Genomic DNA, 25,760 nt, shown 5'->3' with positions numbered 1-25,760 from the left:
GTCGCCGCGGCCTTCAGGGACCACGCGACGTTCTCCAGCATCAACGGTGTTTCCCTGGAGCCCAGTGCCTGGGGCCCTCATGCGCACAAGACGATGTCGTTTCTGGCTCTCGACCCTCCGAGGCATACGCGGATGCGGGCCTTGGTGTCCAAGGGCTTCACCCCGAGAAGGGTGAAGGAGCTTGAAGACGGGATCCTTGAGCTGACGCGGCGGTATATGCGGCCGGTGATCGAGGCCGGGGAGGCCGACTTCATCGCCGAGTTCGCGGGCAAGCTGCCCATGGACGTCATCTCCCAGATGATGGGCGTCCCCGAGAGCGACAGGGCAGAGGTTCGGCGGCTGGCCGACACTGTCGTGCATCGGGAAGAGGGACTTAATGATGTGCCGCCTGCGGGTATGGAGGCGGCGCTCATCCTCGCGGGCTACTACGAGGAAATGGTCGCCGAACGGCGGAAGAAGCGGACCGACGACCTCACCTCCGCTCTGCTGGACGCCGAGGTGGACGGCGACAAGCTGGAAGAGCGCGAAATCATCGCGTTCCTCTTCCTGATGGTGGTCGCGGGGAACGAGACGACCACCAAACTGCTGGCCAACGCGTTGTATTGGGGCTGGCGCAACCAAGAGCAGGTGGCCAAGCCGCTGGGCGATCCGGAACGGGTGGACGACTGGATCGAGGAGACGCTCCGCTACGACACCTCCAGCCAGATGCTCGCCCGCACGGTCGCGCAGGAGACCACCTGGCACGGCCAGACCATCCCTGCGGGCGAGCGGATGCTGCTGCTCGTGGGCTCGGCCAACCGCGATCCGCGCGCGTTCGAGGACGCGGACGCCTACGACATCGACCGGGACACCTCGCAGCTCATCAGTTTCGGCGGCGGGCGGCATTTCTGCCTCGGCGCCAACCTGGCACGGCTGGAGGCGCGGATCGCGCTGAAGGAGTTCGCCGGCCAGGTGTCCGCGTACGAGATCGACGGGGAACGCGCCGAGCGCGTGCATTCGGTGAACGTCCGGGGGTTCGCGACCTTGCCCGTACGGCTGGAGAGGCGGCGGTAGTGCCCAGATTCGAACCACACCCCGAGCGGCGCCCGGCGCTGGTGACCGGGGCGTCCTCCGGCATCGGCGCGGCGACGGCGACCGCGCTCGCGATGGCCGGGCATCCGGTGGCGATCGGTGCGCGCCGGCTGGAAAAGGTGGAGGAACTGGCCGCCACGATCCGGGCCGGTGGGGGAGAGGCGTTCGCGCACTCTCTGGACGTGGGCGACTCCGACTCGGTCAAGGCTTTCGCCGCGGCGGCAGAGGAAGCGCTCGGGCCGATGGAGGTCGTCGTCTCCGGGGCAGGTGATTTGGCCGCCGACCGGATTCACGAGCTTGATAGCGATGGATTCCTCGCCCAGGTGCAGGTCCACCTCATCGGTGCGCACAGGCTGGTCTCGCAGCTCGTTCCGGGGATGGTCGCACGTACGCGTGGCGACATCGTCTTCATCTCCTCCGATGTCGTACGGGCCCCGCGCACACGCATGGGCGCCTACGTCGCCGCGAAGAACGGCGTCGAGGGCATGGCCCGCGCCATGCAGATGGAGCTTGAGGGCACCGGCGTAAGGGCGTCCATCGTGCGCCCGGGCCCGACCATGACCGGCATGGGAATGGGCTGGGACGCCCAGACCACCGGCGAAGTCCTAGAGGAGTGGGTCAAGTGGGGAATGGCCCGCCATCCCTACTTCCTGCGTCCCTCCGATGTGGCGGCGGCGGTCGCGGCCGTCATCTCCGCGCCGCGCGGCGCGCACCTCTCCCTCGTTGAGATCCAGCCCGAAGCACCCGTGGAGAAGCCATGACGATTCCCGTCGTGTCGGGTGGTCCCGACCATCTCGACGAACTGCGGACCGATCCCATCGCGCTGATGCGGCGCGTACGGGAGGAGTGCGGCGACGTAGGGGAGTTCCAGCTCGCCGACCGCCGCGTGGTGCTCCTGTCCGGAGCCGAGGCGAACGAGTTCTTCTTCCGTTCCCCGGACGAGGAGCTCGACCAGGCCGAGGCCTACCCGTTCATGACGCCCATCTTCGGCGAGGGGGTCGTCTTCGACGCCACCCCCGAACAGCGCCGCGAAGCCCTGCACAACCAGGCGCTCAAGGGCTCCTTCCTCAAGGGTCACGCGGCGACCATCGCGGCCGAGGTGGACCGCATGGTCGCGGGGTGGGGCGACGAGGGCGAGATCGACCTGCTCGACTGGTTCGCCGAGCTGACCATCTACACCTCGTCCGCCTGCCTCATCGGGAAGAAGTTCCGCGAGCAGCTCGACGGCCGCTTCGCCGAGCTCTATCACGACCTCGAACGCGGCACCGACGCCATCGCCTACGTCGACCCGTACGCCCCGATCGAGAGCTTCCGCAAACGCGACGAGGCACGCGCCGCGCTCGTGGAGCTCGTCCAGGGGATCATGAACGCCCGCGACCCGCGCCCGCCCAAGGAGGACCGCGACCTCCTCGACGTACTGATGTCGATCAAGGAGCCGGACGGCACGCCGAAGTTCAGCGCCGACCAGGTCACCGGCATGTTCATCTCGATGATGTTCGCCGGGCACCACACCACGTCCGGCACGGCCGCCTGGACGCTGATCGAGCTGCTCCGGCACCCGAACGCGCTGGAGAACGTGGTCAAGGAGCTCGACGACCTCTACTCCGACGGCAGCGAGGTCAGCTTCCAGGCGCTCCGCGAGATCCCGAGGCTCGAATCGGCGATCAAGGAGGCGCTGCGGCTGCACCCGCCGCTGATCCTGGTGCTCCGGGTCGCGCAGAGCGACCAGGAGGTCCTCGGCCACCACATCCCCGCCGGAACGATGATCGGCTGCAGCCTCGCGATCTCCAACCGGATCGCCGAGGACTTCCCCGAGCCCGACGCGTTCCGCCCCGAGCGCTACGCCAAGCCGCGCGAGGAGGACCTGCTCAACCGGTGGACCTGGGTCCCGTTCGGCGCGGGCAGGCACCGCTGCGTCGGCGCCAACTTCGCGATGATCCAGCTCAAGGCGATCTTCTCGGTGCTGCTGCGGGACTGGGAGTTCGAGCCCGCCCAGCCGCCCGAGACCTACCGCAACGACCACTCCAAGATGGTCGTCCAGCTCGCCCAGCCCTGCGCCGTCCGGTATCGCCGGAGGCGCCAGTGAGGGTCGAAGCCGACCTGGACCTGTGCCAGGGCCACGCGATGTGCGAGCTGGAGGCGCCCGACGTCTTCGAGGTCCCGCCCAAGGGCAAGGTCCGCGTCCTGGACCCCGAGCCCTCCGATGACCAGCGTGCCGAGATCGAGGCCGCCGTCCGTTACTGCCCCACCCAGGCGCTCAAGCTGAAGGAGTCACCGTGACCGCGTTCCCCCGCGACGAGCTCGAGGACATGGTGCAGCACTGGCTCGACACCAACCGGCACTGCGAGGAGATCGGCGACTGGCGCCCGCTCGCCGACCTCTACACCGAGGACGCCACCTACGGCTGGAACATCGGGCCGCACCAGGACTTCATGGCGGTCGGCCGCGACCAGATCCGCGACCTGGCCCTCGGCTCGGAGATGGGCGGCCTGGACGGCTGGTCCTACCCGTACCAGAGCCTGCTGATCGACGACCGCAAGGGCGAGGTGGTCGGCTTCTGGAAGCAGGTCGCCGACGCCGAACGCCCCGACGGCAGCGGCCCGTACGAGGTCGCGGGCATCGGCGGCAGCTGGTTCCGGTACGCCGGCAACCGGCAGTGGTCCTGGCAGCGCGACTGGTTCGACCTCGGCAACGTCACGTCGGTCTTCGTCGAGATGATGAAGGCCGAGGTGCTGTCGGACGGGATGAAGGGGCGCCTGGACCGCGCCGCCTCCGGCGAGCCGATCCCCGGCTACTACAAGCGAGGCGAGAGCCCCGCCCCCCTCTGGTAGGCCGAATCTAGATCTCGCCCTCGGGCTTGGGCGGGATCGTGGTCTTCAGATCGTCGCCCAGTTCGATCAGGATGTCGCCCGGCGGGCTGTACTTGACGGGGATCGTGACCTCGACATAGGCCTGCCGGGCGACCGCCGTCCAGGTGATCGGCCGGTCGACGGGCACGCCGTACCAGCTCACGCCGTTGATGGTCTGCAGCTGCGAGGTCGCCTGCAGGCCGGCCGGCAGCGGGACGCCGCAGCGCAGCGCGATCGCGGGCGAGCCCCAGGCGGCCGTCAGGGACGAGTCCGGGCTGGTGTCGCGGCGCTTCAGCCCGTTCACCTTGTCGGGCAGCCGCAACCCCGAGCACAGCCGGGCCGTGGCGGCGTCGGGCTTCGGCACCGGCACCTTGACCGCGCCCTCACCGCACCCCGCCGCGAGGAGACTCACCCCGAGCAGGTTGACCCCGAGCAGGGTCCCCGCGAACGACGGGACGGAGCGGACGCGATCAAGCACCGAGCAGAGATCCTCAGATGTGCACGATCGGGCAGGTGAGGGTCCGGGTGATGCCCTCGACCGCCTGGATCTGCGCGACGACGAGCTTGCCGAGCTCGTCCACGTTGTTGGCTTCGGCGCGGACGATGACGTCGTACGGGCCCGTCACGTCCTCGGCCAGCTTGACCCCCGTGATCCCGGCGATCTCGCGTGCCACGGCGGCCGCCTTGCCGACCTCGGTCTGGATGAGGATGTAGGCCTGCACCATCACGTCCTCCCGGGCGAAGATTTTCCCGTCGAATGGTCACCGTATCGTGTTACGCGTCGAGGCGGGGGTCCGGGGGCGGTCAAGCGGTCCCGGGGGCGGAAAAGGCGAGGATTACGGGGCATGAGCACCATCGGCGGGCTGGGCGAGTTCGGGCTGATCTCCCGGCTGACGCGGCGGCTGCCGCAGGGCCCGGCGGTGGAGCTGGGGCCGGGCGACGACGCGGCCGTGGTGGCCGCGCCGGACGGGCGGACGGTCGCCACCACCGATCTTCTGGTGGAGGGCCGGCACTTCCGCCGCGACTGGTCCGGGCCGTACGACATCGGGATCAAGGCCGCCGCCCAGAACCTGGCCGACGTGGTCGCCATGGGCGCCGCCCCGACCGCCCTGCTGATCGGGCTCGCCATCCCCGTGGACACGGCGGTCGAGTGGGCCGAACGCCTTTACGACGGCCTCGCCGACGAGTGCACCCGCGCGGGCGCTTCGGTGGTGGGCGGGGACGTGGTGGGGGCCTCCGAGGAGATCACGATCGCCGTCACGGCCCTCGGTGACCTGGGCGGACGCCCGCCGCTGACCCGTTCCGGCGCGCGGCCGGGCGACCTGGTGGCCGTACGCGGCCGAATCGGCTACTCGGCGGCGGGCCTGGAGCTCCTCGCCTCCGGCCGGGACGAGCCGGCCGAGCTGGTCGAGGCGCACCGGCGGCCCCAGCCCCCGTACGAGGCGGGGGAGGAGGCCCGGGCGGCGGGCGCGACCGCGCTGATGGACGTCAGCGACGGGCTTCTGCAGGATCTCGGCCACATCGCCTCCGCCAGCGGCGTACGGATCGACATCACCCGCTCGGACGTCCCCGTTCCTGGCCTGCTCGGGTCCGCCGGACTGGATCATGTCCTGACCGGAGGCGAGGACCACGCCTTCGCCGCCACGTTCCCCGAGGACGCCGTTCTGCCTCCGTCCTGGACAGTCCTCGGTAGGGTCGCCGAGGGGCACGGGGTGCTGGTCGACGGACGCCCGTACGAACGCGGCGGATGGGACCATTTCCGCGCGTAAACCCATGTGAAACCGGATGTGGCGAGTCGTACTCCTTTACTCATCTGGTAGGCATGTTTGGTGCCGGTTTGGTATACATTCCTGTGATCAATGAGGGATGGGATGGGACGACACAACAAGCTCCAGGACGAGGGCGGGGACACGGCTCCGGAGGCCGTACCGTCGCCTGAGCCCGACGGCGTACCGTCGTCCGACGTCACCATGCCCGACGCGGGCCCCGCCATCGCCGCGGCCCGTGCGGCCGCCGCCGCAGCCGCCGCCACGTCCGGGGCGCCCCCCGCAGCGCCCCCCACGATGCCGCTCTCCGCGCCCGTCCCCTCGGCCCCGCCTGCCGGCACGCCCGCTGCCCCGCCGCTCTCCGCACCTGTCGCCTCAGGCCCGCCCGTCGTCGGCCCGTCCGCCTCGGCGCCGCTCTCCGCACCGTGGCCGCCCGCCGACCCTCCGGTCATCCCCGGTGCGCCGCCCGTGTCCGGCCCGCCCGCTGCCGCGCCGCCCATCGGTCCGCCAAGCGCGCCGCCCACCGGCTCACCGGTCGCCACCGGCTCACCGGTCGCCACCGGCGCCCTGCCCTTGTCCGATCCGCTCGCCGCCGCGCCGCCCACCGGCTCGCCGACCGCGACGTTCACCGGCCCGTCGGCCGTCTCCGGGGTACCGCCCGCGTCCGGCCCGGGCGTCGCATCGGCCTCTGGGGCGCCCACTGCGCAGTTCGCCGCGACCCCGGCCAACGGCGCCGATCCGGTCGCCGCCGCGGCCACCTCTGACGCCGACGCCGAGGGCAAGACCGAGGACAAGACCACCGGGAAGGCCTCGGGGCCGGCCTCCTGGAAGCGCAAGGTCGTCTTCGTCGCCCCGCTGCCGGTGCTGCTTCTCACGATCGTGGTCGGGATCGTCGCCTACTCGGCGAGCACCGGCCAGATCTCCCTCAACTTCGCCGGTGGCGCGCACGAGCCGACCGAGCCCAAGGACAACCAGGTCTCCCAGCGCGGCCCGGGCGCGGAGGCCAGGGCGAGCCGCAACGCCTCCCGCAACCACCACCTCTACGTGGCGTTCCGCGCGGTCAAGACGCCGACCGGGTTCCGGGGCACCGCGACGATCGTCAACCGGGGCACCAACGCCGTGCCCGCGTGGACGTTCGCGTTCTCCATCCCGAACGTCCAGGTCCTGTCGGCGACCGCCCCGGGCGGCGTCATGAAGCAGTACCGCCCGTACTTCTGGATGCGGAGCGCGCCGGGCGCCGCCCCGATCGCCCCCGGCCAGAGCGTCCGGGTCAGCTATGTCGCCCGCGGCCCGCTGCACGGCCCGACCTTCTGCAAGCTGAACTACCGGACCTGCGACCGCTTCTAGCGTCCTGGCGACGCTGCCGGTTCTGATCGTTCTGACTGCTCCTGACCCGTTCTGGCGTGGTTTCTCCGACCCTTTGCATGCCAATTAGAGTTGGCGATATGACGCAGAACGCCGCAGTCCAGGCCCCGCCGCTCGTCCTCACCATCGCCGGCTCCGATTCCGGCGGCGGCGCCGGCATCCAGGCCGACCTGAAGACGATGCTGGCCCTCGGCACGCACGGCATGAGCGTCATCGCCGCGGTCACCGCGCAGAACTCCCTCGGCGTCCAGGGCTACTGGGAGCTGCCGCCCGAGGCCGTACGGGCCCAGCTCGACTCGGTGCTCTCCGACATCGGCACCCACGCGATCAAGACCGGGATGCTCGCGTCCACCGCCCTCGTCGAGACCGTCGCCGAGGTCCTGGCCGACGCCGACGCGCCCGTGGTCGTCGACCCCGTCGGCGTCTCCAAGCACGGTGACACGCTGCTGGCCGGAGACGCCGTGGACGCCGTACGGACGGCTCTGCTGCCCACCGCGACCGTCGTCACCCCCAACCTGTGGGAGGTCGAGCAGCTCACCGGCGTCAAGGTGGTGGACGAGTCCGGCATGCGCGAGGCGGCCGAGGCGATCAAGGCGCTCGGCCCGCAGTGGGCGCTGATCAAGGGCGGTCACCTGCCCGGCGAGCCCGCCGACCTGCTTTTCGACGGCACGCAGGAGTACCGCTTCACCGCCCGGCGCTACGACAACCGCCACACCCACGGCACCGGCTGCACGCTCGCCTCGGCCATCGCCTCCTACCTCGCGCACGGCGAGGACGTCCCCACCGCCGTGGAGAAGGCCAAGGAGTACGTCACGGGCGCGATCGCCGCGGGCTTCCCGCTCGGCTCGGGCATCGGCCCGGTCGACCACGGCTGGCACCTGCACACCCACCACTAGGGCACGGAGCAGGGCATGCAAAAAGCCTGCTCACCGACGTTCCGGTGAGCAGGCTGAAAGCTCAGAACCCGGCCCGAGGGCCGACGCCGAACCGTCAGACGGTCGGCTTGGCGACCTTGCCGGCCTTGATGCACGAGGTGCAGGCGTTGATCCGCTTCGTGCCACCGTTCACGACGGCGCGCACGCGCTGGATGTTGGGGTTCCAGCGGCGCGGGGTGCGGCGGTGCGAGTGGGAGACACTCATGCCGAAACCGGGTCCCTTGCCGCAGACGTCGCAGACGGAAGCCACGGGAAACTCCAAGTGGGTGTCGATGCTGTGGAACGGAGCGAACCGGCCCGGAAGGGGCGTTCGGAGCGCTCGCTGAAGGCGCCTCGGAGGAGGCGCATGGATCAGAGTAGCCGACCTCGAGTCACCAAGGCGAATCGACCACCGGATTCCGTCCTGCAACTGGTTCCCAAGGGGATGATGCGCGCGATAGGGAAGTATCGCTCAGGATTTGTGTCGACCTGGCCATGCACGCGAGCGCGCCACCTGAGCGGGAAGCGAGCCGGAGGCGATGCTTCCCGCGAAGATCGCGAAGCGATGTCGCGCTCGCCGCTTTTGCGGTTCGCCCCCGAGCCGCCAGGCGAGGGGACGAGGCCGCAAGGAAAGGAAACACTGTGGAGGTCCTCGACGGGGCGGCGGTACGGCGGTGGTCCAGGCTCGCGGCCGACGCGCTGGGCAGGACCCGGGGGGAGATCGACGCGCTGAACGTCTTCCCCGTTCCCGACGGGGATACCGGCACCAACCTGCATCTCACCGTCCTGGCGGCGGCCGAGGCGGTCGAGGGGCTGCCGGAGGACGCCGGGGACACGGCGGCCTGGCGCGCCCTCGCCCAGGGGGCCTTGATCGGCGCGCGGGGCAACTCGGGGGTGATCCTCAGCCAGGTCTTCCGGGGCCTGGCGGAGATCCTCGGCCGCCCGGGCGTGCCGCGTGACGGCGAGATCTTCTCCGAGGCGCTGGAGTACGCCTCGGTCCTGGCCCGCAACGCCGTCGAGCACCCCGTCGAGGGAACGATCTTGAGTGTGCTCCAGGCGGCGTCCGAGTCCACCGGGGGAGCGGGCCAGAACGGCCTCACCACCGCCGCCAGGGCCGCCGCGACCGGCGCCCGGCAGGCCCTGCGCCTCACCACCGGCCAGCTCGACGTCCTGGCTCGCAGCGGAGTGGTGGACGCGGGCGCGGCTGGCCTCTGCGTCGTCCTGGACGCCCTGGCCGCCGTGATCACCGACGAGTTCCCCGAACGCTACGAGATCCCCGCCCGTACGGGCGCGTCAGAGCCCGCCGCGGAATCACCCGCCGAGGCGCCGGGCCCCGGCTACGAGGTCATGTACCTCCTGGACGGCGCGGACGAGAAGGTCCCCGACCTGCGCGAGACCCTCGACGGCCTCGGCGACTCCCTCGTGGTGGTCGGCGGCGACGGCCTGTGGAACATCCACGTCCACGTGGACGACGCGGGCGCGGCCATCGAGGCCGGGCTGAAGGCGGGCCGCCCGTACCGGATCCGCGTCACCTACCTGCACACCCCCTACGAGGAGCACCAGCCCCAGGCCCCGCACGTCGGCCGCGCCGTGGTCGCCGTCACCGCCGCCGACGGCCTGGCGACCCTCTTCGAGGAGAGCGGCGCCAACGTCGTACGGCGCGAACCCGGCGCGGTCCCGCCCCTCGCGGTCCTCGCCGACGCGATCCTCGCCGCGGGCGACGAGGTGGTCGTGCTTCCCAACGAGCCGGAGGTCCTCTCCCTCGCCGAAGCCGCCGCCGAACGAGCCCGCGACGCGGGCGCCCGCATCGCCGTCGTTCCCACCAAGGCCTCCGTCCAGGGCCTGGCCGCCCTCGCCGTGCACGACCCGCTCCGACGCTTCCCCGACGACGTGATCGCCATGACCCGCGCCGCCGGAGCCACCCGGTTCGGCCACCTGGAGATCGCCACCGAAGAGGCGTTCACCAGCGTCGGCCTCTGCCAGCCCGGCGACGTCCTGGCCCTGATCGAGGGCGACGTGGCCATGATCGCCTCCGATCTCGCCGACGCCGCGAGCCACCTCATCGACCGCATGCTGTCGGGCGGCGGCGAGCTGGTCACCCTGATCATCGGCGTGTACGCGCCCCCCGAGCTGACCGCCGCCCTCGAAGATCACCTCCGGCGGAGCCACCCCGACATCGAGCTGGGCGTCTACGCGGGCGAGCAGGAGCGCTACCCCCTTCTCATCGGCGTGGAGTGAACCCGGACACCCCGATGGGCTAGAAAAGAACGGTGGCGAAACTCGACGAGCCGTTGCGCAAGGTCCTGGGCGACAAGACGGCCAAGGTGCTGGCCTCCGGTCTCGACCTGCACACGGTCGGGGATCTCCTGCACCACTACCCCCGCCGCTACGCCCACCGCGGCGAGCTGACCGAGCTCGCGAGCCTGGAGGACGGCGAGCACGTCACGGTCATGGCCGAGGTGACCAAGGTCCAGGGCCGTACCCTCACCCGCAGCCCCGGCTACGTCCTGGAGATCACCGTCACCGACGGCACCGGCGAGCTCAAGCTGAGCTTCTTCGGCCGCAAGGGCTCCTACATCCCCGAACGCGACCTCTCCCCGGGCACCCGCGGCCTGTTCGCCGGCAAGATCAGCACGTACCGCCCCCGTTCCGGCCGCCCGGTCCGCCAGCTCGCCCACCCCCAGTACAAGGTCGTCGCCGCCAAGAACGCCGAGGCCGCCGCCCAGGAGTGGGCCGACGAGATCATCCCGATCTACCCGGCCACCAAGGGCCTGGACATCGACGCCATCACCAAGTCCGTCGGCATGGTCCTCGACCAGCTCGAACTCGGCGCCGACCCCATGCCCGAGCTCACCCTGAAGCGCCGCGGCATGATCGACCTCCGCGACGCCTACGAGGGCATTCACCGCCCCAAGGACTGGGACCAGCTGGGCCGCGCCCGCAAGCGCCTCAAGTGGGACGAGGCCTTCGTCCTCCAGATCGCCCTGGCCCAGCGCCGCCTGGCCGCCGCCGCCCTCCCCGCCAAGTCCCGCCCCGCCATCGAGGCCGGCATCCTCGACGCCTTCGACGCCCGCCTCCCCTTCGACCTCACCGAAGGCCAGCGCGACGTAGGCCGCGAGATCTCCGAAGATCTGGCCCTGGAACACCCCATGCACCGCCTCCTCCAAGGCGACGTAGGCAGCGGCAAGACCGTGGTCGCTCTGCGGGCGATGTTGCAGGTGGTGGATGGGGGTGGGCAGGCCGTTCTGCTGGCGCCTACGGAAGTGCTGGCGCAGCAGCACTTTCGGTCGATCACCGGGATGCTCGGGGAGCTTGGGCAGGCGGGGCAGCTGGGCGGGGCCGAGCACGCTACGCGGGTGGCGCTGCTGACCGGGTCGCAGGGGGCGAAGGTGCGGAAGGCGACGCTGCTGGACGCGGCGTCGGGGGCCGCGGGGATCGTGGTCGGGACGCATGCGCTGCTCGAGGACCATGTGCAGTTCGCGGATCTGGGGCTTGTCGTGGTGGACGAGCAGCACCGGTTCGGGGTCGAGCAGCGGGACGCGTTGCGGGAGAAGGTCACCGGTGGGCGGCCGCATGTGCTGGTCATGACGGCGACGCCGATTCCTCGTACGGTCGCGATGACGGTGTTCGGGGACCTGGAGACGTCGGTGCTCGGGCAGCTTCCGGCGGGGCGTGCGGAGATCAAGACGCACGTGGTGCCGGCGGAGAAGCCCGCCTTTCTGGCGCGGACGTGGGAACGGATCAAGGAAGAGGCGGCTCAGGGGCGGCAGATCTACATCGTGTGCCCCCGGATCGGGGAGCAGGAGGGCGACGAGGGTGACGTCGTCCAAGAGGAGGGGGAACGGCGGTCCCCGCTGGGGATCATGGAGGTCCTGCCCCGGCTGGAGGGCGAGCTGCTGGACGGGCTGCGCATCGGCGTGCTGCACGGCAAGCTCCATCCGGACGAGAAGGAGGCCGTCATGCGCCGGTTCACCGAGCGCGAGCTCGATGTGCTGCTGGCGACGACGGTGATCGAGGTCGGCGTGGACGTGCCGAACGCGACCGTGATGGTGATCATGGACGCGGACCGGTTCGGGGTGTCGCAGCTGCACCAGCTGCGTGGCCGTGTCGGGCGCGGGAACCTGCCGGGGCTGTGCCTGCTGGTGACCGATGCCGAGGTGGGCAGCAAGGCGCGGGAACGGCTGGACGCCGTGGCCTCGACCACGGACGGGTTCAAGCTGTCGCGGCTGGACCTGGAGCAGCGGCGCGAGGGCGACGTGCTGGGCGCCTCGCAGGCCGGGCGGTCGTCGAGCCTGCGGCTCTTGACGTTGCAGCGGGACGAGGACGTGATCCTGGCCGCGCGGGAAGAGGCCACGGCGCTCATTGAGGCCGATCCGGATCTTGAGGGCAACCCGGCGCTGGCGGAGGAGCTCGCCGCGCTGCTGGACGAGGACCGTACGGAGTTCCTCGAGAAGGCCTGAGTCCGATCATGGTCTGAGGGCGTGACCGACGTCACCTTTACATACCCCCTGGGGGTTCATTAGGTTCTCGGCTTGTCGGAGATAAATACCCCCTATAGGTATGTGGAGGCGGAACGATGTCCGCGGTACACGGTTCACGGCGGTGGTGGGCGCTCCTCGTGCTCGCCACGGCCCAGTTCATGGTCATCATGGACACGTCGATCATCGGGGTCGCGCTCCCGGAGATGAAGGGCGACCTGGGGTTCTCGCAGGGCGGCCTGCAGTGGGTGTTCAACGCCTACGTGATCGTCTTCGGCGGCCTGCTGCTGCTCGGCGGGCGGCTCTCGGACCTGCTCGGCGCGCGGCGGGTCTTCGCGGCGGGCTGGGCGATCCTCATCGCCGGCTCGGTCGTCGCGGCGGCGGCCCAGGGTGCCGGGGTGGAGATACTCGGTAGGGGTATCCAGGGCGTCGGCGGCGCGCTCATCGCCCCGGCCGCCATGACCCTGCTCATGACGATCTTCGGATCGAACCCGCGCGAGCTGGCCAAGGCGATGGCGCTCTACGGGGCGGCGGCACCGGCCGGCGGTACGGCCGGGGTGTTTCTCGGCGGCGTCCTCACCGAGTGGCTCAGCTGGCCCTGGGTCTTCATCGTCTACATCCCGATCGGCCTCGCCACGCTCGCGGCGGTTCCGGCGGTGCTGCCGGCGGTCGGCTCCCGGCGCGGCTCGATCGACGTGCTCGGCGCCGTGGCGGTCACGGCGGGCCTGGCGCTGACGGTCTTCGCGATCGTACGGGCGCCGGAGCAGGGCTGGGGATCGGCCGCGACGCTGCTGGAACTGGCCGGAGGGATCGGCCTGCTGGTGGTGTTCGGGATCGTTCAGCGGGTGCTGCGCCAGCCGCTGATGCCGCTGTCGGTGTGGCGCACGCCGGGCCTGGCGGCGGCCAACCTGGTGTTCCTGCTGCTCGGCGGGGCGTGGATCCCCGCGTGGTACTTCCTCAACCTCTACCTGCAGCAGGTGCTCGGGTTCGGCGCGTTCGCCAGCGGCGCGGCGCTGCTGCCGATGACGGTGACCATCATGGTCCTCATGGTCGGCGTGACCGGGCGGCTCATGGGCCGGTTCGGGATGAAGCCGCTCACGGTGACCGGGCTCGCGGTGCTGGCGCTCGGCCTGGCCGGGTTGACGCTGGTACGGCCCGACGGCAGTTTCGCGGTGGACGTCCTGGCGGCCTCGCTGATCGCGGCGCTCGGCATGTCCCTGGCCTACATCCCGACGATGATGCAGGCGATCTCCGGGGTGCCGGGGGAGCAGGCCGGGCTCGCCTCCGGGATCGTCAACACCACCTACCAGGTGGGGTCGGCGCTCGGCCTGGCCGTCGCCACGGCGCTGGCGACCTCGCAGGGCGGCGTTGGTGACGTCGCCGAGCTGACCGACGGGTTCCGGGCGGCGTTCGTGGTGGCCGCGGTCATCGCCGGCGCCGGTGCGGTCTTCGCTCTGGTCCTGCTGCGCGGCCGCAGCCGTTCCCAGAGGCCGGAGGCTGTGAAGCAGGCCGAGACCGAGACGGAGACGGTGTCATGACCGGTTGTTGTTGTCCTAGCTGGTGAAGGGGATGCGCCCATGCGCATCCCCTTTCACTTCAGCGCTTCTCTGTATTTCCTACTCGAAAAGTTGACATCTGTGCCGAGTGCGGTCACGATGAGGGAGTGATTCCGCATGAGCTTCTCACCGCGCGCCGGCACGTCGACCTCCGCCGGGTCGCCAGCGCGCTGTGTTCCGGTCGCTGATTCCCGCAGCCCGAACACACCCATGGAGGACCTCATGACCATCACCCACACCACCGAGACGACCGACATTCTTGATACCGGCGCCCACGAGGACGAGCGCAGGCTGAGCGATCCCGATCCCACCGTCCGGGCGGCGGCGCTGAGCTCGCTGATCCTCGGCGGTGAGGCCGTGCGCGGGCTCGGCGACACGCTCGCCTGGGCGCTGGCCGACGCCGACGAACGCGTCAGGGGCATCGCCGCGACGGCGCTGCGCGACCTGCCCGAGGTGTACCTCGGTGACGACGGCGTCCGGGCCCTGCTGCTGGCGGTGGCCGACGGCGAGAGTGACGTACGGGAGACCGCCGGGAACCTGCTGCGCACCCTCATCGAGGGCGCGGCCGAACTCTACGACCAGGGCCTGAACGACGGCGAGACGCAGGTACGCATCCAGGCCGTTCTCGGGTTGGTCGCGCTCCGCGCCGTCACCGAGGTCGCCCACGCGGCCGACGACCCGGCCCGCGAGGTGCGGATCGCCGTCGCCGAAGGGCTGGCCCGGCTCGCCGATCCCGCCGGGCTGCCCGTGCTGGAGGAACTGCTCGCCGACCACGATCCGGTCGTACGGATGGCCGCGATCGACGCCGCCGCCGACCTGGGCGTACCGGAGCCGCTGGCGGGCCGCGTGATCACCTCCGTCGCGCACACGAGCTGGCAGGTCCGCAAGCGCGCGGCGCTGGCGCTGGGCAAGGCGGACGCCGAGATCGCCGTACGGCCGCTGATCCGCGCGCTGCGCGACCGCATCGTCGACGTCCGCCGTACGGCCGTGCAGTCGCTGGAGCAGTGGGCGGGCGACCGGCCCGAGGTCGTCACCGCGCTCACCGAGTCGCTGGCCGACCCCGACCCGGGCGTGCGCACCCAGGTTCGCTGGGCCCTCGCCTAGGGCGAAGGTCCGGCGTCATAGGACGTGGGCGGGATGTTCCGGGGTGGGGCATTCCGCCCACGGTCATGTCTGGGGCACCATGAGAGTCGCGACGCCGCGTGAGAAGGACGACACGCCGCGAGAACACTGCGGCGATCACAGGCGTCTAACGAGTGGTGGTGAAAGGCGCCATCCGGTGCTCGGGCGGGTAGAGGTCCTCCTGTCGGGTCACCAGCGACGGAGGAGAGCCGATGACGGCTGTGCGCCCCCTGCAGCCGAACGACCCGGTCTGGCTGGGCCCGTACGAACTGGTGGGACGCCTTGGAGAGGGCGGCCAGAGCGTGGTCTACCTGGGCCGTAACAAGGAAGGCCGGCGTGCCGCGGTCAAGCTGCTGCGCGCCCAGCTGAGCCGGCACCCCGAATGGCGGGCGCGGTTCGAGCTCGAGCTCAAGGTGATCGGCCGGGTGGCCGGGTTCTGCACCGCGCAGGTCATCGACTCCGACGTCGAGGGCGACCTGCCGTACGTGGTCAGCGAGTACGTGCCGGGCCCCTCGCTCACCGAACTGGTCACCGGGCAGGGGCCGCGCACCGGCACCGACCTGGACCGGCTGGCGATCGGTACGGTCACCGCGCTCGCGGCGATCCACCGGGCCGGGATCCTGCACCGCGACTTCAAGCCGTCCAACGTCCTGATGGGGCCCGACGGCCCGCGCGTGATCGACTTCGGTATCGCGCGGGTGCTCGGCGCGGCGGCGGCCAAGGCCAGCGGCGTCGTCGGGACGCCCGCCTACATGTCACCCGAGCAGGTGACCGACGGCGAGCTCGGCACCGGCGTGGACATGTTCGCCTGGGCCTCGACGATCCTGTTCGCGGCGACCGGGCGGCAGCCGTTCGGCAACGACACGATCTCCGCGGTCTTCCACCGGATCGTCAACTACGAGCCGGACATGTCGGCGCTGCCCGACTCGCTGCGCGAGGTCGTCGCCGCGTGCCTGTCCAAGGACCCGGCGGGACGGCCGTCCGCGCAGGAGGCGCTGCTCAGCCTGCTGGGCCGCGAGGCCGCTCCGGAGACCGGCGGCGCGGTCGCGGCGCTCAGTACCGGCGCGCACCTGGCGGGCGACGACCGCACCCCGTCCACCGAGCCGGGAGCCGCCGCCAAGCAGCCGGGTTCGGTGATGGGAGCCGCGACGCCCGCCCCCTCGACCCCGGCCCGGCCCTCCGGCGCGCAGCCGCCGTCGACGATCCCACCCCCGCCGCGCCGGCACCGCGGCTGGCGGCTCGCCGCGATCGTGGCGGCGCCGCTGCTCGTGCTGGGCCTGGCCGGAGCGACCTGGGCGCTGTGGCCGGACAGCTCGTCGGCGGGATCGCCATCCGACGACTCGGCGGCGCCGCCCGCCACCGCCGTCGCGGTCGTCCCGCAGGCGAACGAGGCGGTCAAGTCCGTGCTCAGCTGGAACTACAAGACCGTCGACCAGAACATCGCCACCGCGCACGCGCGCTCGACCAAGTCGTTCCAGGCGGGCTACGACCAGCGCATCCAGGACAAGAACTGGAAGGTCGCGCTGCGCGACTACCAGGGAACGGTGACCGCCGACGTGATGGACTCGGCGGTCGTCGGCGCCGAGAACGACACCGTCTCGGTCCTGGCGTACGTCAAGCAGGACGTGCACTGGATGAACGCGGCGCCGCAGAACACCCTCGAGCCCATGCGGATCACAATGGTGAAGCAGGCCGGCGGCTCATGGCTGCTGGACACCGCGTACCCGCTGAACGGCCAGTCGGTGCCGCTCGGGTCCGGTTCCGGGCCGTGGCCGGGCGGTGACGCCCGTGCCGCGATAACGACCGCCACCTCGTCGGCGGGCGGCAGCCTGGTCGAGGCGGGGCTGCGTCCCGGCGGCACCCAGGACCAGGTCACGGCCATGGTCGTGACCGCTCAGTGCGGCGGCGCGGGCTGCAAGGCGGCCGACAAGCTGAGCGTCCACCGGATCGTGGTGCAGCGTACGGGCGGCGCCTGGAAGGTCGGCCGCACGGAGACGCTCTGAGCGTAAGAACGTTCTGACCCGTACGAGCCGGAGCTCGTACGGGTCAGAACGTTGAGCGGAGAAGGTCAGGAAGCGTTCCTGGCCCGCCTGCGCCGCGAGGAGGCGACCGCCACCCCGCCGGTCAGCACCGAGACGATGCCGAGGGCCGCGAGCGGCAGCGCTTCGGTGCCGGTGAACGGCAGGCCGTTCGGCAGTCCGTTAGGCAGCAGCGACGCGTTCGACGCGCCCGGCAGGTGGCTGCCGCCACCGGGCAGGTCGGGCAGCGGCGGCGACGAGGGCGGCGGCTCCGGCAGCGGCGGCGTCGGGCCGGGGCCCGGACCGGGAGGCGTCGGGGGAGTCGGCGGCGTGGGCGGTGTCGGGGGAGTGGGCGGCGTCGGCGGGTTGGGCGGAGCCTGTCCGCACGCGCCGACACAGCCGCCCAGCTCCACCTTGAGCGTCGCGCCCTTGCCCGTCGCGGGCTGCACGCCGACACCGAGGCCCGTGCTGCCGCGCACGACGCCCTTGGCGAGGTTCACCTCGCCGCCTGTCGTCAACTTCACCCCGGCCGACCCGAGCGCGGAGTGGGCGCCAGTGTCCAGCCGGGCACCGCCCTTCACCCCGCCCTGCTTCAGGTTCAACGCGCCGTCGGTGCGCAACCGGACCGACCCGCCGCCCGCCGGCGTGTTCAGGCCCGCGCCGACGTCGAGGCCCGCACGCGCGGTCTGCGTCCGCTGGTCGTACGTCAGGTAGGCCTTGATGTCGAGGGCCAGCCCAGGGGGCGCGGCGGGCGCCGCCGACGGGGCCTTCTTCAACAGCTTCGGCGTGGTCGTGGCGGGGGTCCTGGCGGGGGCCTTGCGAGTGGCGGGGGACTTGAGAGGCTTGGCGGGTTCGGCGGTTTCAGCCTGGGCAATGCCGCCCATGGCGGCGATGCCGAGCATCGTCGCGCCGGCCGTCACCGCCAGTCTTCTACCTTGGTGCACGGGAGCTCCTGGGTATCGCTGGTATCGACAACCTGCGAGCACAGTGACACGTGTTGTAGTCGCTGTGAATGGGATTCGGACGATTCGGTCCTGTATTCCATGACCGGCTCCGGACAGCCCGCGTACCGGTGGCGGGATACTTGGGGGATGACCAGGGTCATCGCGGGAAGCGCAGGAGGACGCCGGCTGGCAGTTCCGCCGGGCAGGGACACCCGGCCGACCAGCGACCGTGCCAGGGAGGGCCTGTTCTCCACGGTCCTGGCGCTCCTCGGGCCGCTGGACGGGCTGCGCGTCGCCGACCTCTACGCCGGGTCGGGCGCGGTGGGCCTGGAAGCGCTCTCGCGCGGGGCGGCGCACGCCCTCCTGGTCGAGTCGCACCCGCGCGCGATCAAGGTCGTCCGGGAGAACGCCGCGTCGCTCGGCCTGCCCGGTGCCCAGCCCGCCGCCGACAAGGTCGAGCGGATCACCCGCCGTCCGCCCCCCGGCGACCCGTACGACCTGATCTTCATCGACCCGCCGTACGCGCTGCCCGACGACGCCGTCACCGAGCTTCTGGAAGCGCTGCGTGACCACGGCTGGACCGCCGAGGACGCGCTGGTGGTCGTCGAACGAGCCGCGCGCGGGCCCGAGCTGAAGTGGCCTGAGGGCTATGAGGCCCTACGGGACAGGCGTTATGGAGAGGCCATCTTCTGGTACGGCCGCGCTCCTGTGGGTACCGTCACGGATTGATGATCCCGCGCCGCCCCCTGCCGGGTGGTTACGATGTGTAGTCGCGCTACATCGGGGGGTGGGGCTCGACATGGACAAGGCCGTCAAACTGACGTGGATCCTGACGCTGCTGATGGTCCTCGCCCTGATGGCGAACGTGACCTACGTCCAGGGCTTCAAGGCCCAAGAGCTGCGCGACGACCCGCTGAACGCCCGCCAGTACCAGAACCGCAACAGGATCGAACGCGGCCCGATCGTGGCGTCCGGCAAGCGCCTGGCCTGGTCGGAGAAGGTCGGTGACACCGGCACCTTCCGCCGCCGCTACTGGAACAGCGACGTGTTCTCCCCGATCACCGGCTACTTCTCGGTCTTCTCCCAGAGCGCCCTGGAGAGCGCCGAGAACCACATCCTCGACGGCACCGACAAGCGCCTCACCACGACCAACCTGATCGACAAGATCCTCGGCAAGAAGACCCCCGGCGGCACCGTCGAGGCCACCGTCAACGTGAAGGCGCAGCAGGTCGCCTATGACGCGCTGCGGTCCAGCGGCGCGCGCCGGGCCGCCGCGGTCGCCCTGGACGCCAAGACCGGCGCGATCCTGGTGATGGCCTCCACGCCGTCCTACGACGCGAACTCGGTGTCCGGGCTGGACGGCGACAAGGCCGCCAAGCAGTTCGAGAAGCTCAACGCCGAGCCGCTGAAGCCCCTGCTGGACAAGGCGATCAGCGAGGTCTTCCCGCCCGGCTCCACGTTCAAGACCGTCGTCGCCTCGGCCTCGCTCACCGCCGGCAAGAACCAGGACAGCCCCGTGCGGGCCGGGCGCAGCTACAAGCCGCCGGGCGCGGGCCAGGCGATCAACAACGACGCGGGCGACATCGGCGGCGACTGCGACCGGGCGGTCCTGTCGCTGATCGACTCCTACGCGCAGTCGTGCAACACCACGTTCGCCTACATGGGCGCGCAGAACCCGGGCAACGACGCGGTCGGCGACCAGGCCGCCGGCTACGGCTTCTCAGACAAGATCGAGATCGCCGACGGGATGAAGAGCGCCGCCAGCTCGTTCCCCAAGACCGACCAGCCCTCGCTGAGCGCGCTCGGCTCGATCGGACAGGGCAGCACGGTCGCCACCCCGCTGCAGATGGCCATGGTCGCCGGGGGCGTGGTGAACGGCGGCAAGGTCATGCAGCCCTACCTGGTCGACAAGCTGCGCGGCGCGGACGGCTCGGAGGTCGAGTCGGCGAACCCGAAGCGCCTGAAGACCGCGCTGACCTCCGAACGGGCCGACGAGATGAAGAACATGATGAGGGCCGTCGTCCAGAAGGGCACCGGCACGGTCGTGAAGGGCACCTCGGTGGAGGGCGGCAAGACCGGTACCGCCGACGTCGAGAACGCGCCCTACAACGACCGGTGGTTCATCGGCTTCGGCGGCCCGGACTCGCGGTACGCGGTCGCGGTGATGACCGAGGCCGACGGGTACGGAAGGGAGTCGGCACCGATCGCCGCCAAGATCATCGACGCGCTCGGCGACTAGTCTCGGGTCGGGTGCCGGGCGACCGAATCCGGTTTGGTACGGTCGCGCCGCAGGTCACCAGTTGCATCGAAGGACGGAGCCTTCCCGTGCACCGTGTCGTATGTCCGGGCTCGTTCGATCCCGTCACCAACGGACACCTCGACATCATCAGCCGGGCATGCCGCCTCTACGACGAGGTCGTCGTGGCCGTGCTCATCAACAAGAACAAGAAGAGCCTGTTCACGGTCGACGAGCGGGCCGAAATGATCGCCGAGGTCACCAAGGAGTACGGCAACGTCAAGGTCGACAAGTTCTACGGCCTGACGGTGGACTACTGCAAGGAACACGACATCCCGGTGATCGTCCGTGGCCTGCGGGCGGTCAGCGACTACGAGTACGAGCTCCAGATGGCCCAGATGAACCACCGGATCGCGGGCGTGGAGACCATGTTCATGGCCACCAACCCGCTGTACGCCTTCCTGTCCTCCAGTCTCATGAAGGAGGTCGTGAAGTTCGGCGGGGACATCTCCGGCCTGGTTCCCGAGCTCGTTCACGACCGCCTCGTCGAGCGCCTCCGCGAGTCCTGAGCCCCGGCCCGCACTTCAAGTTGGGGGTACCGGCCTGCGGACGGTACCCTGGGGAGTCGGCCACGACCGACGGCCGCAATTCGCCATGCCTCACGAAAGCAGGACTCCGCTGTCTCGCCTCGACCCCAATGCCCCACTGGTGCTCGACACCCGAGCTCTCAGCAGGCAACCCGGGTCGTCTCGGGAGCAGAGCCTGAAAGTGCCGGCGCCGGAGGATTTCGGTGTCGAGATGGTGGGCGTGCCCGAGGGCGCCGAGCTCGAACTGGATCTTCGGTTCGAGGCGGTGCTGGAGGGCGTGCTCGTCACGGGCACGGCATGGGTCCCCCTGGAGGGGGAGTGCGGCCGCTGCCTGGACCCGATCGCCTCGACCTTCGAGGCGGACTTCCAGGAGCTCTTCGTCTATCCTGACACCCGCTCCGGCGGGAACGCCGAGGACGACGAGCTCCGCCTCGAGGACGACCTGCTCGACCTCGAGCCGGTACTGAGGGACGCGGTGCTGCTCGCACTGCCGCTGTCACCGCTGTGCCGGGACGACTGCCCGGGCCTGTGCCCGGACTGCGGTGTGCGGCTGGCGGACGCCGGGCCTGATCACCACCACGACGCGGCCGACCCTCGGTGGGCCGCGTTGCAAGGACTGAAGCAAGAAGACCTACGAGAAGGAAAGCAGGAGGGCTGACCAGTGGCCGTCCCCAAGCGGAAGAAGTCGCGCAGCAACACGCGGCACCGGCGCTCGCAGTGGAAGACCTCGGCGCCGACCCTGGTCGAGTGCCCGACCTGCCGCGACCAGAAGCTCCCGCACACCGCGTGCGCGACGTGCGGCACCTACGACCGGCGGCAGGTCATCGCTCCGTCGGCTTGATCGTTTGATATCCCCGGGGGGCGGATCCGCGCGCAAGCCGCGGGCCGCCCCTCGCGGTGCTTGAACGAACAAGTGCGTGAACGAGTACGTGCTTGGAAGACCACCCCGGCGAGTGACTCCGGCGTGGCGACCGGCACAGGAACCGAGCCCGAGGCCGTGGTGCATGCCGGGAAATCAGCGACCGGCGCGCACCTCGTCTTCGCGGACCGCTCCTCGTGCCGCGACTCCGCGCCCCCCGCGCCGTCACACGCCGTAACGGCCATCGCACCCTGCGATGTGAGCCCTGCGAGGAGGGGCACTGTGAGCGGCAAGACTACGGATCCGGCACCGGATCGCGCGGAGCTGAGCGACGCCCTCGGCGTCGAGGTCACCCCCGACCTGCTGGAACGCGCGCTGACGCACCGTTCCTACGCGTACGAGAACGGCGGCCTGCCGACCAACGAGCGCCTGGAGTTCCTGGGCGACTCGGTGCTCGGGCTGGTCGTCACCGACACCCTGTTCCGCGGCCACCCCGACCTGCCCGAGGGGCAGCTGGCCAAGCTGCGCGCCGCGGTGGTCAACATGCGCGCGCTCGCGGGCGTCGCGCGGGGCCTGAACGTGGGCGCGCACATCCGCCTGGGCCGCGGCGAGGAGGGTACGGGAGGCCGCGACAAGGCCTCGATCCTGGCCGACACCCTGGAGGCGCTCATCGGCGCGGTCTACCTCGACCGCGGCCTGGACGAGGCGTCCGCGCTGGTCCACCGGCTCTTCGACGCGCTCATCACCCGTTCGGCCGGGCTCGGCGCCGGGCTGGACTGGAAGACCTCGCTGCAGGAGCTGACCGCGGTCGAGGAGCTCGGCGTCCCCGAGTACCACGTCGCCGAGAGCGGCCCCGACCACCAGAAGACCTTCCGCGCCTCGGTGCGCGTCGGCGGCTCCACGTACGGCGCGGGCGAGGGCCGCAGCAAGAAGGAGGCCGAGCAGCACGCCGCCGAGGCCGCCTGGAACGCGATCCGCGAGATCGTCGTGGCCCGCGAGTCCGCCGGCAACGCCGGCCCGGGCGGTGGCAGCGGTGGCGGCGGCACGAACGGCTCGGCGCACGTCAGGCAGGGCAAGGGTGGCCGGGCCGCGAGCGGCGACGGGAAGGCCGGGGCCTCCGAGGATGCCTGAGCTGCCCGAGGTCGAGGTCGTCCGGCGCGGTCTGGAGTCCTGGGTGACCGGCCGCACGATCGACGCCGTCGAGGTGCTGCACCCGAGGGCCGTACGGCGGCAGGTGGCCGGCGCGGACGACTTCGCCGGCCGCCTCACCGGCCGTACGGTCGTCACCCCGTGGCGGCGCGGCAAGTACATGTGGCTCCCGCTCGCCGAGCCGAAGGCCGCCGAGGCGCGCGTTGAGGGCGACGCCCGGGACGACGCCGCTCCGCAGGGCCCTGAGGGCGCCACAGAGGCGTTGCTGGCGCATTTGGGCATGAGCGGGCAGCTCCTCGTGGGAGAGCCCGGCAGGGAGCGCGAGAAGCACCTGCGTGTGCGGATCACCTTCACCGACGGCGGCAACGATCTCCGCTTCGTCGACCAGCGCACGTTCGGCCACCTGATGGCGACCGATCTGGTGCCCGGGGCGTTCGGCGACTGGGTGCCCGAGCCGATCGCGCACATCGCGGCCGACCCGATGGAGAAGGCCTTCGACGACGAGGCGTTCTTCACGGCGCTGCGCCGCCGCAAGACCGGCATCAAGCGGGCGCTGCTGGACCAGTCCCTGATCAGCGGCGTCGGCAACATCTACGCCGACGAGGCGCTGTGGCGGGCCAAGCTCCACTGGGCCAGGCCGACCGAGACGATGACCCGCAACGAGGCCGCGCGCGTCCTGGAGGCCGCCCGCGAGGTCATGGGGGCGGCGCTGGCGGTCGGCGGAACCTCGTTCGACAGCCTCTACGTCAACGTGAACGGCGAGAGCGGCTACTTCGAACGGTCACTCGACGCGTACGGACGGCGAGACGAGCCCTGCCGGCGCTGCGGGACCCTAATCCGGCGCGACGAGTTCATGAATCGTTCGTCCTACAGCTGCCCGACCTGCCAGCCGCGCCCGCGCCGGGCCCGCTACTAGGCGGCCGGGGCAGCGATGGACGACGCGATGGACGCGGGCGCCGGCGAGACCGTACGGCTGACCGCATGGGCCAGGGGCCGCGTGCAGGGCGTGGGTTTCCGCTGGTGGGTGAGGGCCAGGGCGCTGGAGCTCGGCCTGGCCGGCAGCGCCACCAATCTCAGCGACGGCAGGGTCGAGGTGGTCGCCGAGGGGCCCCGGGCGGCGTGCGAGCGGTTGCTGGAGCTCCTGCGCGGGAGCGGGACCCCTGGGAGGGTTTCGGGCGTGACCGAGCGGTGGTCACAGGCACGCGGTGAGAGCGCCGGTTTCGTGGAAAGGTGACCGGGTAGGGTTTTCCGGTTTGTACCTGCTAAACTAGTGACGACAGGTTGTTACCGGCCTGAGATGTCCGTCTTGACCAGGACACCGGCCGGTGCGACTCTAGACGATACGCGCACCGCAATCAGTTGCACTTAGTGCGCGATCCTGCTGGTTACTCAGCGTGGAGGACCCTTAGTCATGGCGAAGGCTCTACTCGGCCACGTCGGCGGTCCCGACCCCCGGATGGTCGCGGAGATGCGGCGCCTTCAGCGGCGCGTACGTGATCTGGAGGCCGAGCTCGTACGGCTTCAGGAAGAGAACGACGCGCTCGCGACGGCACCCGACGATGGCATTGTGTCGCTCGGAGTGAAGGACCGCGAACCGGCGCTGACCTGATCGGCGCCTTTCTTTCAAGGAAACGATAGGGACGCCGAACGTGGCGTCCCTTCTGTTTGCCCTCGGTCCGCGCGTCGCGAAAGGCGCGGGGGCCACCTGCCTAACCTAACGGCAGGGTCATAACTTCCTTACCGGAAATGACGGCCAAGGAAGGCCAGGTGCCCCGGCGTATGCCGGGTCCAGTGTGCACCGTCGTGGCAGCCCTCGAACATTCCACCCTCCGGGGTGGGATGGAGCCTGCCACGGGCCTTGGTCACCATGGGGGCGAACGGATCGCTGCGCCCGCAGTCGATCCAGGCGGGAACCCTGCTCAGCGGCTCCAGCATGCGCATGAGGTCGTTGCGGTCGAAGTCGGCCGCGTCGTCGTACGCGCGCGCGTTGGCGGCGTGCGCCCTGGCGTACGACCCGAAGATCGCCGGTGAGGAGGCCGCCACGGCGGCGACCCTGCCCGGGCCCAGCATCGCGGCGGTCAGCAATGCCCCGTACCCGCCCATCGACCAGCCCAGCAGACCGATCCGGTCGGCGGGCCCCGTTCGCATGCCCTCACGGGCGAGCCGCGGCAGCACCTCGTCGGTGATCATCTTCTGCGGGTCGTCGCCGTTCGCGCGCCGGTGCCAGTAGGTCTCGCCGCCGTCCACGCCGACGAGGGCGAACGGCGGCACCCCGTCCGCGACCGCCTTGGCGAGGTAGCGATCGACCTTCAGGTTGAGCAGGTCCCGCGCCGTACCGCCGTTGCCGTGCAGCGCGATCACCACCGGCAGGCCCCTGGGCTGCGGGGTGGGCGTCGCGATCACCATGCGCACCTCGCGCCCGCGCGCGGCCGAACGGAAGGTCCCCTCCCGTACCGTCGAACGCGCGTCCGGCACGGCCGGGACGTCGCCGCAGCGGCCGAGCGCGCGGTCCAGCCTGATCTTGCCGGGCAGCACCTCGGCCTCCACCAGGCCCGCGCCGCCCAGGACCGCGGCGCCGAGCGCGCCCGCGCCACCCGCTCCCCACATCAGGAAGCGGCGCCTGTCGATCATTGGATCAGCCTTCCGACTTGGGGCTTTCCGGGGCACGACATGGGACTTTCCGGGGGAGGGAGCATACACAGGACCGGTTCATGGCACATTGGGAGGTGAACGGCCGCGCGGATACGGGGTCTCGCAGGCCCCTGCCGGTATCGTTCGACAGGCTTCGGCCAGATGGCCGGGCGGCGACAGAGGGCTGGACCCTCTGGGAACACCGGGTTCGAGCC

The 25,760-nt window shown here is 70.9% G+C and carries 28 protein-coding genes; 23 read left to right on the top strand and 5 right to left on the bottom strand.

Annotated features, from left to right (window positions below):
- Positions 1-171 precede the first annotated feature (171 nt).
- The 5 genes from J4573_RS56515 to J4573_RS50230 are packed head-to-tail and all read left to right on the top strand — an operon-like array spanning position 172 to position 3,902.
- Positions 172-1,053: a cytochrome P450 gene (locus J4573_RS56515; protein WP_307797533.1), complete on the top strand. Its 882-nt coding sequence runs from the start codon at positions 172-174 to the stop codon at positions 1,051-1,053.
- Complete coding sequence (locus J4573_RS50245; RefSeq protein ID WP_208263563.1) at positions 1,053-1,832, top strand: SDR family oxidoreductase; 780 nt, start codon at positions 1,053-1,055, stop codon at positions 1,830-1,832. The genes J4573_RS56515 and J4573_RS50245 overlap by 1 nt, the downstream gene beginning before the upstream one ends.
- On the top strand, positions 1,829-3,157 hold the full coding sequence (cyp51, locus tag J4573_RS50240; protein ID WP_208263562.1) for a lanosterol 14-alpha demethylase: 1,329 nt from the start codon (positions 1,829-1,831) through the stop codon (positions 3,155-3,157). Before J4573_RS50245 ends, cyp51 begins: the two co-directional genes overlap by 4 nt.
- Positions 3,154-3,351 carry a ferredoxin gene (locus J4573_RS56510; protein WP_208263561.1) on the top strand — a complete coding sequence of 66 codons (198 nt, stop codon included), beginning with the start codon at positions 3,154-3,156 and terminating at the stop codon, positions 3,349-3,351. The genes cyp51 and J4573_RS56510 overlap by 4 nt, the downstream gene beginning before the upstream one ends.
- Entirely contained in the window at positions 3,348-3,902 is a 555-nt protein-coding gene (locus tag J4573_RS50230) for a hypothetical protein (RefSeq protein WP_243774890.1), read from the top strand. The genes J4573_RS56510 and J4573_RS50230 overlap by 4 nt, the downstream gene beginning before the upstream one ends.
- Before the next feature lie 7 nt (positions 3,903-3,909).
- Here the strand turns inward: J4573_RS50230 and J4573_RS50225 are convergent, their stop codons facing one another.
- Together J4573_RS50225 and J4573_RS50220 are read right to left on the bottom strand one after the other, a co-directional pair.
- The gene (locus J4573_RS50225) at positions 3,910-4,398 is read right to left on the bottom strand and encodes a DUF3515 domain-containing protein (RefSeq protein ID WP_307797532.1); all 489 of its coding nucleotides are present in this window, start codon (positions 4,396-4,398) and stop codon (positions 3,910-3,912) included.
- A 13-nt stretch (positions 4,399-4,411) separates the two neighbouring features.
- On the bottom strand, positions 4,412-4,645 hold the full coding sequence (locus J4573_RS50220) for an Lrp/AsnC ligand binding domain-containing protein (RefSeq protein WP_208263560.1): 234 nt from the start codon (positions 4,643-4,645) through the stop codon (positions 4,412-4,414).
- Between the two features lie 120 nt (positions 4,646-4,765).
- On the opposite strand from J4573_RS50220, the gene J4573_RS50215 reads away from it, so the two are divergent.
- The 3 genes from J4573_RS50215 to thiD all read left to right on the top strand — a co-directional run bounded on the left by J4573_RS50215 (position 4,766) and on the right by thiD (position 7,947).
- Positions 4,766-5,689: a thiamine-phosphate kinase gene (locus J4573_RS50215; RefSeq protein WP_208263559.1), complete on the top strand. Its 924-nt coding sequence runs from the start codon at positions 4,766-4,768 to the stop codon at positions 5,687-5,689.
- A gap of 102 nt (positions 5,690-5,791) precedes the next feature.
- Positions 5,792-7,033, top strand: a complete 1,242-nt coding sequence (locus J4573_RS50210) for a hypothetical protein (RefSeq protein ID WP_208263558.1) — start codon at positions 5,792-5,794, stop codon at positions 7,031-7,033.
- Between the two features lie 98 nt (positions 7,034-7,131).
- Positions 7,132-7,947 (top strand): bifunctional hydroxymethylpyrimidine kinase/phosphomethylpyrimidine kinase, encoded by an 816-nt coding sequence (gene thiD, locus J4573_RS50205; protein WP_208263557.1) that lies wholly within the window; start codon positions 7,132-7,134, stop codon positions 7,945-7,947.
- Between the two features lie 94 nt (positions 7,948-8,041).
- Here thiD and rpmB read toward each other — a convergent pair whose 3' ends face one another.
- Positions 8,042-8,236 (bottom strand): 50S ribosomal protein L28, encoded by a 195-nt coding sequence (rpmB, locus tag J4573_RS50200; RefSeq protein ID WP_208263556.1) that lies wholly within the window; start codon positions 8,234-8,236, stop codon positions 8,042-8,044.
- A 371-nt stretch (positions 8,237-8,607) separates the two neighbouring features.
- Here rpmB and J4573_RS50195 point away from each other — a divergent pair, with 371 nt between their 5' ends.
- From J4573_RS50195 to J4573_RS50175, 6 genes are all read left to right on the top strand, one after another.
- Entirely contained in the window at positions 8,608-10,203 is a 1,596-nt protein-coding gene (locus J4573_RS50195) for a DAK2 domain-containing protein (protein WP_307797531.1), read from the top strand.
- A 32-nt stretch (positions 10,204-10,235) separates the two neighbouring features.
- Positions 10,236-12,425, top strand: coding sequence for an ATP-dependent DNA helicase RecG (recG, locus tag J4573_RS50190; protein WP_208263554.1), 2,190 nt, complete (start codon positions 10,236-10,238; stop codon positions 12,423-12,425).
- Positions 12,426-12,541: 116 nt separating this feature from the next.
- Positions 12,542-13,981, top strand: a complete 1,440-nt coding sequence (locus tag J4573_RS50185; RefSeq protein WP_208263553.1) for an MFS transporter — start codon at positions 12,542-12,544, stop codon at positions 13,979-13,981.
- A 125-nt stretch (positions 13,982-14,106) separates the two neighbouring features.
- Positions 14,107-14,187, top strand: a complete 81-nt coding sequence (locus J4573_RS56865) for a putative leader peptide (RefSeq protein WP_372443047.1) — start codon at positions 14,107-14,109, stop codon at positions 14,185-14,187.
- Positions 14,188-14,221: 34 nt separating this feature from the next.
- The gene (locus J4573_RS50180; protein ID WP_243774889.1) at positions 14,222-15,103 is read left to right on the top strand and encodes a HEAT repeat domain-containing protein; all 882 of its coding nucleotides are present in this window, start codon (positions 14,222-14,224) and stop codon (positions 15,101-15,103) included.
- Between the two features lie 230 nt (positions 15,104-15,333).
- On the top strand, positions 15,334-17,124 hold the full coding sequence (locus J4573_RS50175; protein ID WP_208263551.1) for a serine/threonine protein kinase: 1,791 nt from the start codon (positions 15,334-15,336) through the stop codon (positions 17,122-17,124).
- Positions 17,125-17,189: 65 nt separating this feature from the next.
- Here J4573_RS50175 and J4573_RS50170 read toward each other — a convergent pair whose 3' ends face one another.
- Positions 17,190-18,083: a hypothetical protein gene (locus J4573_RS50170; protein WP_208263600.1), complete on the bottom strand. Its 894-nt coding sequence runs from the start codon at positions 18,081-18,083 to the stop codon at positions 17,190-17,192.
- 147 nt (positions 18,084-18,230) lie between these two features.
- Here J4573_RS50170 and rsmD point away from each other — a divergent pair, with 147 nt between their 5' ends.
- From rsmD to J4573_RS50125, 9 genes are all read left to right on the top strand, one after another.
- Positions 18,231-18,812 (top strand): 16S rRNA (guanine(966)-N(2))-methyltransferase RsmD, encoded by a 582-nt coding sequence (gene rsmD, locus J4573_RS50165; protein ID WP_208263550.1) that lies wholly within the window; start codon positions 18,231-18,233, stop codon positions 18,810-18,812.
- Positions 18,813-18,882: 70 nt separating this feature from the next.
- Positions 18,883-20,322 carry a penicillin-binding transpeptidase domain-containing protein gene (locus tag J4573_RS50160; protein ID WP_208263549.1) on the top strand — a complete coding sequence of 480 codons (1,440 nt, stop codon included), beginning with the start codon at positions 18,883-18,885 and terminating at the stop codon, positions 20,320-20,322.
- Between the two features lie 86 nt (positions 20,323-20,408).
- Positions 20,409-20,888 carry a pantetheine-phosphate adenylyltransferase gene (gene coaD, locus J4573_RS50155; protein WP_208263548.1) on the top strand — a complete coding sequence of 160 codons (480 nt, stop codon included), beginning with the start codon at positions 20,409-20,411 and terminating at the stop codon, positions 20,886-20,888.
- 85 nt (positions 20,889-20,973) lie between these two features.
- Positions 20,974-21,564: a YceD family protein gene (locus J4573_RS50150; RefSeq protein ID WP_208263547.1), complete on the top strand. Its 591-nt coding sequence runs from the start codon at positions 20,974-20,976 to the stop codon at positions 21,562-21,564.
- 3 nt (positions 21,565-21,567) lie between these two features.
- Entirely contained in the window at positions 21,568-21,747 is a 180-nt protein-coding gene (rpmF, locus tag J4573_RS50145) for a 50S ribosomal protein L32 (RefSeq protein WP_208263546.1), read from the top strand.
- A 300-nt stretch (positions 21,748-22,047) separates the two neighbouring features.
- Entirely contained in the window at positions 22,048-22,896 is an 849-nt protein-coding gene (gene rnc, locus J4573_RS50140) for a ribonuclease III (protein WP_307797530.1), read from the top strand.
- A complete protein-coding gene (mutM, locus tag J4573_RS50135) occupies positions 22,889-23,830 on the top strand; it encodes a bifunctional DNA-formamidopyrimidine glycosylase/DNA-(apurinic or apyrimidinic site) lyase (RefSeq protein ID WP_208263545.1) in 942 nt (313 codons plus the stop codon). The genes rnc and mutM overlap by 8 nt, the downstream gene beginning before the upstream one ends.
- Before the next feature lie 15 nt (positions 23,831-23,845).
- Positions 23,846-24,148, top strand: coding sequence for an acylphosphatase (locus J4573_RS50130; RefSeq protein WP_208263544.1), 303 nt, complete (start codon positions 23,846-23,848; stop codon positions 24,146-24,148).
- A 177-nt stretch (positions 24,149-24,325) separates the two neighbouring features.
- Entirely contained in the window at positions 24,326-24,523 is a 198-nt protein-coding gene (locus J4573_RS50125; protein WP_208263543.1) for a hypothetical protein, read from the top strand.
- A gap of 128 nt (positions 24,524-24,651) precedes the next feature.
- Here the strand turns inward: J4573_RS50125 and J4573_RS50120 are convergent, their stop codons facing one another.
- Entirely contained in the window at positions 24,652-25,545 is an 894-nt protein-coding gene (locus tag J4573_RS50120) for an alpha/beta hydrolase (RefSeq protein ID WP_208263542.1), read from the bottom strand.
- Between the last annotated feature and the right edge of the window lie 215 nt (positions 25,546-25,760).

Source organism: Actinomadura barringtoniae (assembly GCF_017573505.1).
Classification (GTDB): domain Bacteria; phylum Actinomycetota; class Actinomycetes; order Streptosporangiales; family Streptosporangiaceae; genus Spirillospora; species Spirillospora barringtoniae.
This window is presented reverse-complemented; position numbering and strand designations above follow the sequence as displayed.

Bases quoted from the DNA above. Each gene is read 5' to 3' on its own strand.
- J4573_RS50185 (WP_208263553.1), top strand. From the start codon at position 12,542: ATGTCCGCGGTACACGGTTCACGGCGGTGGTGGGCGCTCCTCGTGCTC.
- rsmD (WP_208263550.1), top strand. From the start codon at position 18,231: ATGACCAGGGTCATCGCGGGAAGCGCAGGAGGACGCCGGCTGGCAGTT.
- J4573_RS50120 (WP_208263542.1), bottom strand. From the start codon at position 25,545: ATGATCGACAGGCGCCGCTTCCTGATGTGGGGAGCGGGTGGCGCGGGC.
- J4573_RS50175 (WP_208263551.1), top strand. From the start codon at position 15,334: ATGACGGCTGTGCGCCCCCTGCAGCCGAACGACCCGGTCTGGCTGGGC.
- J4573_RS50220 (WP_208263560.1), bottom strand. From the start codon at position 4,645: ATGGTGCAGGCCTACATCCTCATCCAGACCGAGGTCGGCAAGGCGGCC.
- thiD (WP_208263557.1), top strand. From the start codon at position 7,132: ATGACGCAGAACGCCGCAGTCCAGGCCCCGCCGCTCGTCCTCACCATC.
- J4573_RS50125 (WP_208263543.1), top strand. From the start codon at position 24,326: ATGGCGAAGGCTCTACTCGGCCACGTCGGCGGTCCCGACCCCCGGATG.
- J4573_RS50215 (WP_208263559.1), top strand. From the start codon at position 4,766: ATGAGCACCATCGGCGGGCTGGGCGAGTTCGGGCTGATCTCCCGGCTG.
- J4573_RS50130 (WP_208263544.1), top strand. From the start codon at position 23,846: ATGGACGACGCGATGGACGCGGGCGCCGGCGAGACCGTACGGCTGACC.
- cyp51 (WP_208263562.1), top strand. From the start codon at position 1,829: ATGACGATTCCCGTCGTGTCGGGTGGTCCCGACCATCTCGACGAACTG.
- J4573_RS50160 (WP_208263549.1), top strand. From the start codon at position 18,883: ATGGACAAGGCCGTCAAACTGACGTGGATCCTGACGCTGCTGATGGTC.
- J4573_RS50180 (WP_243774889.1), top strand. From the start codon at position 14,222: ATGACCATCACCCACACCACCGAGACGACCGACATTCTTGATACCGGC.
- mutM (WP_208263545.1), top strand. From the start codon at position 22,889: ATGCCTGAGCTGCCCGAGGTCGAGGTCGTCCGGCGCGGTCTGGAGTCC.
- J4573_RS50150 (WP_208263547.1), top strand. From the start codon at position 20,974: ATGCCTCACGAAAGCAGGACTCCGCTGTCTCGCCTCGACCCCAATGCC.
- J4573_RS50210 (WP_208263558.1), top strand. From the start codon at position 5,792: ATGGGACGACACAACAAGCTCCAGGACGAGGGCGGGGACACGGCTCCG.